Genomic DNA, 7,261 nt, shown 5'->3' on the forward strand with positions numbered 1-7,261 from the left:
CCGAAATACAAAGAGCCGATTGTTGGCCGTACTCCCAGCTACGAAGACGGCCAGCGGAGTTCAAATCGGGCACCGTTGTCGGACTGAACGCGCACGTCCCACCCATGGGCGTCGGCGATCTCGGAAACGATCGCGAGTCCGAGCCCTGTACCCTCGGCATCACTCGTCACCCCCCACTCAAACACGGACTCAGCAATGTCGGAATCGACACCTGGACCGTCGTCCGCAACGTAAAATCCACGTTCGTCGCCGTCAGCGATCGCCCTGACAGTAACGGTGACACGTTCACCGGCGTGTTCGACGGCGTTCGAAAACAGGTTCTCGAAGAGCTGTTGGAGCCGGCTGCGATCACCCGCAACGGTCATATCGACATCGATCGTCACCGTCGCCGTGTCGGGGGCGGTGCTCGCCCACGCGTCAGCAGCGACCGAATCGATCGCGACCGGGACTGGATTCTCGACAGCCGTTCCCTCTCGTGCCAGCGAGAGGAGATTGTTAATTAGTGTCTCCATCCGATCGAGTGCATCTGTTGTTCGATGGAGATACCCGAGCGCGTCGTCATCGTCGATCGCTGCTTCTAAGAGATTAGTGTACCCCTGTGCGACGTTCATCGGGTTCCGGAGATCGTGGGACACGACGCTGGCGAACGCTTCGAGCCGATCGTTTTGTCGTTGGAGTTCCTGTTCTCGTTGTTTGAGTGCGTCGTGGTGGGCTGCACCGTCGAGCGCCGCCTCTGTCGTCGCAGCGAGGATCTCGGCGAAGTCGCGATCGATCTGATCGAAGTCATCGAAGAGATCGGATCCAATGAGCAAAAGTCCGTGCTCTCCAAGCGGGTGGAGAATGACACTTCGGAGTCTGGGGTTCTCTCTCGACAGGTTCGGCTCTTTTGTAATGTCCGGGTAGTACGCTGGCTCGCCGGTCACAAACGCACCGCCGGTGAGGCCCTCGCCCACGTCAAAACTCAGTCGTGACTCAGTCATCTCATATAGGTCCAGGAGCTCTTGAGATACTGCAGTCGGTTCAAGTCGGTCTGTTTTTTCGTTTACTAACAGTACCGTGACAAACGCCGAATTCAGGACGGATTCAGTTGCCTCGACAGCCGTCTGAACCGTCTGTTTGACTGTTTTAGATGAGAGGAGCGATCGGGTCGTCTGCTGGAGTGTCTCGAAGGTCTGTTCGTACTGCGATCGATCGGTGATATCTCGAACGACGCCAACCGATCCGATCGATTCGCCCGTTTTGTCGGTCAACACCGTCACATGCGCCTCTCCGATGATTATCAGCTCTCCGCCGTGCTCGACAGTCATCTCGAAGCGACCGTGTCTGCGCTCAGGATGGGCTTCGATTTCACGGAGTGTCTCGATAGCGCGCTCGACGCTGTCGTCAGTGAGGAACGCGTCTGGTCGTTTCCCAACGATTTCGGCGCGATCGATCCCGAGTGAATCAGCCATCGCACGATTCACACATTCGATCACTCCATCCGCTGAGAGCACGTACATCGGATCACCGACGGACTCTACGAGCAGTTCGTAACGCTCGAGCCGACGCGCTCGGGCCGTCTCTTCGGTCGTTTCGGTATATACTGCGTACCACTGCGTCGGCTCTGTTCCGGAGAGCTCGAACGTCCGAAGCCGAAAGTATCGATCATCGTTTGTCGTCTCTCGATGAATTGCCGTGTCGATCGATTCGCCCGATCTGATCTGCGTTATGAGTGCTGCTGTCGGATCCCCGCCATCCGCCGAGACGACTCGCTCGTCGAGCGATTGCCCGATGATCGCATTTGCGGAGATCCCAAACACCGACTCGAACGCTGGGTTCACGGCGGTGACGATCGGCTCGCCGTCGCTGAAACTATACCGAACGGCCGGATCTGGTGAGTGGGTAAAGAATGCGCCGTCGACCTCGGGTGTATTGCCGGCGGATTCGGTCGGCGACTGATCTTCCAGTTCGCGATCCGGCATTACCTCCAGTACCAAACTCTGGGTATTAAATCCTGCTCTGCGATCGAATCCGCGGGTTTTAGATGCTCCTCGTGGCCTAACTTAGGACAGATGAGCCACGAGGAATTTCCAACCGATGCGCCTGCAGTGGTGACCTGTGGGTTGCCCTACGCGAACGGCGACTTACACGTCGGCCACCTCCGGACGTACGTCGGTGGCGACGTCTTTTCGCGAGCGCTCGAAACGCTCGGGCAACAGACCGCCTTCGTCTCCGGTTCGGACATGCACGGGACGCCCGTCGCGGTTAACGCCGAATCTGAAGGCGTCTCTCCCGAATCGTTCGCACTGGAGTGGCACGAGATCTACAAAGAGACGTTCCCGAAGTTCAACGTCGACTTCGACAACTACGGCCACACTCACGACGAGACCAATACGGCAATCACCCGATCGATCGTCCGAACCCTCGAACAAGAGGGATACGTCTATGAAAAACAGATCATGGTCGCCTACGATCCGATTGACGACCAGTACCTCCCCGATCGGTACGTCGAGGGGACCTGTCCGTACTGTGGGGAACACGCCCGCGGAGACGAGTGCGACGAGGGATGTCAGCGCCACCTCGAACCAGGTGAGATCGAAGATCCGATCTCGGCGATCTCGGGGAACCCTGCTGAATACCGCGAGCGGACGCACAAGTTCTTCGAAGTATCAGCGTTTTCCGAGTATCTCAGCGACTTTCTCGACGGGCTCGAGGGAACCTCGAACGCCAGAAACCAGCCCCGAGAGTGGATCGAATCGGGCCTGAAAGACTGGTGTATCACCCGAGATATGGACTGGGGGATTGACTACCCCGGCGCGGATGCTTCGGATGAATCATCTTCTGACCGCGAGGCTGACGGATCGAGCGATCTCGTGCTTTACGTGTGGGTCGACGCCCCAATCGAGTACATTTCCTCGACGAAACAGTACACCGATCGGATCGGTCCAGACGTGTACGACTGGGAGGAGACCTGGCGTGGTGACGGTGAGATCGTCCACGTCATCGGCCGCGACATCATTCAACACCACACGATCTTCTGGCCCGCAATGTTGCGCGGCGCGGGCTACACCGAACCGCGCGCCGTGATGGCGTCTGGGTTCGTGACGCTCGGTGGCAAGGGCTTTTCAACGAGCCGCAACCGCGCTGTGTGGGCCGAAGAGTACCTTGAGGAGGGCTTCCACCCGGACCTCCTGCGGTATTATCTCGCCACGAACGGTGGCTTCCAACAGGACGTCGACTTCTCCTGGGAGAAGTTCCGCGATCGCGTGAACAACGAACTCGTTGGGACGGTTGGGAACTTCCTGTACCGATCGCTGCTTTTCGCCCACCGGAACTACGCCGGCACGCCCGACGCGTCGGTCTCCCCTGAGGTCGAATCGCGAATCGAGGAGGCGATCGAGGCGTTCACCGCAGGGGTCAACGACTACTCGATCCGCGATGCGGGCAACGCGGCGGTTCGACTGGCGAGTTTCGGCAACGAGTACATCCAGCGCAACGAGCCCTGGAAGCTCACTGACGACGATCCCGAGCAGGCCGCACAGGTAATTTTTGACTGCGTCCAGATCGCAAAGGCGATCGCCGTCCTCTTCGCGCCCATCGCACCCGATCGGTGTGCGGCACTATGGGCGCAGCTTGGTGAAGACGGCTCGGTTCACGACGTGACTGTCGACGCCGCCTTGGTGCCACCGGCGCGATCGTTCGACGAGCCCGAGGAACTCTTCGAGAAGATTCCCGATGAGCGCGTCGAAGAGCTCAACGAGAAACTTGAGGCACGCGTCGCAGAAGCGACCGACGACGACACAGACGATGCACCGGGCGAAGAGACTGAGACCACAGACACGACAGATATGGACGACATTGAACCACTGACCACAGATCGTATTAGCTTCGAAGAATTCCAGGAACTCGACATTCGAGTCGGGGAAATCGTATCCGCAGCGGGAATCGAGGGCGCGGACAAACTCGCGAAACTCGAGGTCGACATCGGCCTCGAGACCAGACAGATCGTCGCCGGCATCAAACAGCTACACGACCTCGAATCGCTACCTGGCACCCGGGTGGTAATCGTCGCCAATCTCGAAAAGGCCGAGCTGTTCGGCGTTGAGTCGAACGGTATGTTGCTGGCGGCGGGCGAAAAAGCAGATATTCTCACGACCCACGGCGACGCGGCGCCCGGAACGAAGATCCGGTAGCATCCGGCGACTAGTGGGGATTCTACTCACCTGAGAACTCTCCATCATATATATACGTTTTGGTTGTGACATTCCAGGTGGAGGAAGTACATAATCATGTCAACATAACCAAACGAACAAACGCTTCGATCGGAACTCTTCGGCCGGGAGGTCGAGTTCAACTACTCAGAGACCTGGGTCGCGTACTCGATGGTCGGTCTTCGGATCGTGATGGCCTGGGTGTTCTTACAGGCAGGGCTCGAGAAGCTCGCAGAGGGTGGCTTTGGCGATCCGCTCGCGTGGTCATCGGCAGGCTTTCTGAACAACGCGGTTGCTGAGGCGAACCCACTGAGAGGATTGTTCTTGTTCTTCGGACAGTATCCAGGACTCATCGATCCACTCGTCGTCTTCGGGCAGATCCTGATCGGACTCGCGTTGCTTTTCGGAGCGTTTGTCCGATTTGCTGCCATGATGGGTGGTCTCCAGATGCTGTTCTTCTGGACGGCCGCCTGGCAGGGCGGACTGGCCGCGGGATTCCCAGTTGATCACGGCTACTTCGTCGATAGCTCGTTCGTCTACCTGTTGTTGCTGTTCGGCCTCGGCGCGTGGGGTGCTGGACGAATCCTCGGAATCGATGGGATCCTCGAAGAGTCGGAGTTCGTTCGGAACAACCCGTGGCTGCGATTCTTCATGGGATAGGACATTCACTTAGTTTTCGGTCTACTTTTTTTGTTGCGATCGACGAACGATTTAATACACATACGGGTGCCGATTCGATCAGATCTCTCGTATTCCGAACGAACGTTTACTCGGGTTCGAGTCTATCGTGGGGCTTTTTAGGTTAGTCAGACCAAGCGCGAGCATGCGCAATGCGAAAATCGTCTGCACGATCGGTCCCGCTTCCGACGATCGGGCCACGATCAGGAGGCTGGCCGATGCAGGGATGTCTGTGGTTCGGCTCAACGCGAGCCATGGAACGACGGCGCACAGAGCCGATGTGATCGCCCGGGCGCGAGCGGTCGACGAAGCGATCGACGAGCCACTTGCGATCATGGTCGACCTAAAGGGACCGGAAGTTAGGACCGCCGAGATCGACGAGCCGATTCAACTCGAGGCAGGCTCAGTTGTCGAATTTCTCGTTGGTGACGATGCAACCCCAGTACAGGTCGGGCTGACGATTTCGATCGCCTCAGCCGAGCCCGGCGATACAATCTTACTTGACGACGGCCGTATCGAGGCGACGATCACTCGGATTGACGGGGAGTCAGTGTTCGCGGAGATCGACTCTGGCGGACAGCTCTCAAGCCGTAAAGGTGTCAACGTCCCTGGTGTCGATCTCGATATCGAGCTCATTACCGACGCCGATCTGGCAGAACTCGAACTCGCTGCTGACAAACAAGCGGATTTCGTCGCCGCCAGCTTCGTTCGCGACGCCGAAGACATATATGCGATCGCCGATCAACTCGAAGAGTTTGGCGCGGATATCCCCGTCGTCGCGAAGATCGAACGCGCGGGTGCGGTCGACAACCTCGACGAAATCATTGAAGCAGCGGACGGCGTGATGGTCGCTCGTGGAGACCTCGGCGTCGAGTGTCCACTCGAAGACGTCCCGATCATCCAAAAACGGATCATTAACAAGTGCGTTGCCGCCGGGGTGCCGGTTATCACGGCCACAGAAATGCTCGATTCGATGGTTCGATCGCGCCGACCAACGCGTGCGGAGGCCTCTGACGTGGCCAACGCTGTGTTAGACGGGACTGACGCCGTGATGCTTTCTGGAGAGACTGCGATCGGTCAACACCCAGTGCGGGTCGTCGAGACCATGGCAAACATCGTTCGACAGGTCGAATCAAGCGCCGAATACGACGCCACGGTCGAACAGCGCGTCCCCGCTGCCAGCGAGCAGTCTCGGACAGAGGCACTGGCGCGATCGGCCCGCTATCTCGCCCGCGACATCAGTGCCTCCGCGGTCGTTGCTGCCTCCGAATCGGGATACACCGCTCGACGCACAGCGAAGTTCCGTCCGGGCGTGCCAATCATCGCAACCACCCCGAACGATCGGGTTCGCCGTCAACTCGCACTGTCTTGGGGTGTCCACCCAAAGCTTTCACCCTACAGTGAGAGTGTCGATGACGTTCTCGAAGACGGTGTTGCGGCCGCCCTCGAGTCTGGTGCGGCCGAAAGCGGCGACACGATCGTCGTCCTTTCAGGAATGATGACCGAGTTAGAGGGCTCGAATGCGACGAACATGCTGAAGGTCCACGTCGCTGCTGAGACGATCGCGACCGGCAAACAGGTTACCGGCGGCCGTATCTCTGGACAGATCGCACGCAGCACAGACGGCAATATGAGTGGGATCGAGGAGGGCGATATTCTGGTCCTGCCAGCCGAGTTCGACGGCGAATTCAGCGGCGACGTGTCGAAGCTCGCTGGCATTGTCGATGCCCGCGGAGGAATGACAGGCTATCCGGCGGTCGTTGCCCGGGAACTGGGCATTCCGATGGTCAGCGGCGCATCGATTCCCGATAAAATCACTGATGGCACGACAATCACACTCGACGCCGAACGTGGCGTCGTCTATGAAGGGAATATCACCCCGGGCGCGCGACGCCGGTGAAATTATCTCAGTATCTGTTAATCTCTAAACTGTCGACACGCATTTGCGGCTTCGAACCGTATCGCTGCTAATGCGTTCATCCGATCGCTCAGACGATGGATCCGCCACGATCGACGACGAAGACACCGTGGCAAGCGAAGATACAGTGATGACTGAACATGACGAAAACGTGATGGTCAAAGATAGGATGTCGACCGATGACGCTGTTGCTCGCGAACCGATGCCGATCGTTCCCGAGCAGATCTCTCTGGAGAACGCGGCGTTTGTTGTGCTCGGGGTCGCGTTGACTGTCGTCGTCATCCTCACGGCGGTCTAAAGAGTACAGCGAGAGTTCCACGGGTTTCCGAAAACGTCTGTTTTCGGCTTTCGCAAATCTTCGATTTGCTCAACACCTGAGCCGTGGGTGAATCGCGTCCGCTCCTCGTCATAATCCACGGTTTTATTCCGCATCAACTCGTTGAATCTGATAGGAGCTCACCGTTAACAACCGCTC

Annotated in this window: 5 protein-coding genes; 4 read left to right on the plus strand and 1 reads right to left on the minus strand. The window is 58.2% G+C overall.

Going from position 1 to position 7,261, the window contains the following annotated elements; all coding sequences use genetic code 11:
* Positions 1 to 38: 38 nt before the first annotated feature.
* Positions 39 to 1,961: a PAS domain-containing sensor histidine kinase gene (locus tag E5K03_RS16990; protein ID WP_138008034.1), complete on the minus strand. Its 1,923-nt coding sequence runs from the start codon at positions 1,959 to 1,961 to the stop codon at positions 39 to 41.
* A gap of 90 nt (positions 1,962 to 2,051) precedes the next feature.
* Between E5K03_RS16990 and metG the strand changes: the two genes are divergently transcribed.
* The 4 genes from metG to E5K03_RS17010 all read left to right on the plus strand — a co-directional run bounded on the left by metG (position 2,052) and on the right by E5K03_RS17010 (position 7,084).
* Positions 2,052 to 4,172, plus strand: coding sequence for a methionine--tRNA ligase (gene metG / locus E5K03_RS16995; protein WP_138008035.1), 2,121 nt, complete (start codon positions 2,052 to 2,054; stop codon positions 4,170 to 4,172).
* A 189-nt stretch (positions 4,173 to 4,361) separates the two neighbouring features.
* Entirely contained in the window at positions 4,362 to 4,850 is a 489-nt protein-coding gene (locus tag E5K03_RS17000; RefSeq protein WP_138008036.1) for a DoxX family membrane protein, read from the plus strand.
* A 163-nt stretch (positions 4,851 to 5,013) separates the two neighbouring features.
* Entirely contained in the window at positions 5,014 to 6,768 is a 1,755-nt protein-coding gene (pyk, locus tag E5K03_RS17005) for a pyruvate kinase (protein ID WP_138008037.1), read from the plus strand.
* Between the two features lie 70 nt (positions 6,769 to 6,838).
* Positions 6,839 to 7,084: a DUF7312 domain-containing protein gene (locus E5K03_RS17010; protein WP_138008038.1), complete on the plus strand. Its 246-nt coding sequence runs from the start codon at positions 6,839 to 6,841 to the stop codon at positions 7,082 to 7,084.
* Positions 7,085 to 7,261 lie beyond the last annotated feature (177 nt).

Source organism: Halalkalirubrum salinum, assembly GCF_005543295.1.
In the GTDB taxonomy this organism is placed as follows: Archaea; Halobacteriota; Halobacteria; order Halobacteriales; family Haloferacaceae; genus Halalkalirubrum; species Halalkalirubrum salinum.

Coding starts and splice junctions, on each gene's coding strand:
- E5K03_RS17010 (WP_138008038.1), top strand. CDS start 6,839: ATGCGTTCATCCGATCGCTCAGACGATGGATCCGCCACGATCGACGAC.
- E5K03_RS16990 (WP_138008034.1), bottom strand. CDS start 1,961: ATGCCGGATCGCGAACTGGAAGATCAGTCGCCGACCGAATCCGCCGGC.
- E5K03_RS17000 (WP_138008036.1), top strand. CDS start 4,362: ATGGTCGGTCTTCGGATCGTGATGGCCTGGGTGTTCTTACAGGCAGGG.
- metG (WP_138008035.1), top strand. CDS start 2,052: ATGAGCCACGAGGAATTTCCAACCGATGCGCCTGCAGTGGTGACCTGT.
- pyk (WP_138008037.1), top strand. CDS start 5,014: ATGCGCAATGCGAAAATCGTCTGCACGATCGGTCCCGCTTCCGACGAT.